Genomic DNA, 856 nt, shown 5'->3' with positions numbered 1-856 from the left:
CCGCCGACTCGGGCTTCGACGTCGACCTCCCGGCCGTCGTCGAACCGGACCTTTCGGGAAGCCGCACCGACGACCTCGATGTTCCGGACTTCCTGAAGTAGCAGCTCTGTTCAAACCCACCCAGGAGAGTTAGCCAGTAGTGTTTTGGTGGCGAAAAGAAGTGCGGCCCGGAATTTCGGTTGCCTTCTCCGATGACGATGCGGGCAACCTTGCACTGCACGTAGCGGACAATCCTGACGACGTCATGGTGCGCCGGGCCCGGCTGGAAGCAGCAGCGGGGCTCGGCGGACGCCGTTTCCAATACATGAACCAGGTCCACGGAAAAGCCGTCGAATTCATCTCCGTGCCCGGGGACGGACCAACGGCGGACGCCATGGTGTCAAGGGGGCAACCCCTCGCGGTCATGGTGGCCGATTGTGTCCCCGTTGTGCTCTTGGGCAAAGTGCCGGATGACGTCAATCCCGTCCTTGCGGTGGTCCATGCCGGCCGGCCCGGGGTTGCCGCCGATATCGTTTCGGCCACTGTGGTGGAGATGCGAAACCGCGGCGCGGCGGCCATCAGCGCCTGGGTGGGCCCTTCCATCTGCGGTGAATGCTACGAAGTTCCGGAACAGCTGCGGACGGACGTGGCTGCCGCGGTTCCGGAAACCTGGTCCACAACCTCGTGGGGCACGCCCGCACTGGACCTGCCTGCCGGTGTGCGTGCCCAGCTGCAGGCACTCGACATCACGGTCGAGTACTCGGGGGAGTGCACGCGCGAGACCGCCCGGCTCTTCTCGTACCGCCGCAATCAGAAAACAGGGCGGTTTGCAGGTTTGGTGTGGACGCATGAGTGAGGATTTCCCCACGGCGGAAAG

The 856-nt window shown here is 64.3% G+C and carries 1 protein-coding gene; it reads left to right on the top strand.

The annotated features are described in order from the left end of the window. Positions 1–139: 139 nt before the first annotated feature. On the top strand, positions 140–835 hold the full coding sequence (locus tag AHiyo1_RS15380) for a polyphenol oxidase family protein (RefSeq protein WP_059389143.1): 696 nt from the start codon (positions 140–142) through the stop codon (positions 833–835). Positions 836–856: the final 21 nt, after the last annotated feature.

Source organism: Arthrobacter sp. Hiyo1 (assembly GCF_001263615.2).
Taxonomy (GTDB): Bacteria; Actinomycetota; Actinomycetes; order Actinomycetales; family Micrococcaceae; genus Arthrobacter.
This window is presented reverse-complemented; position numbering and strand designations above follow the sequence as displayed.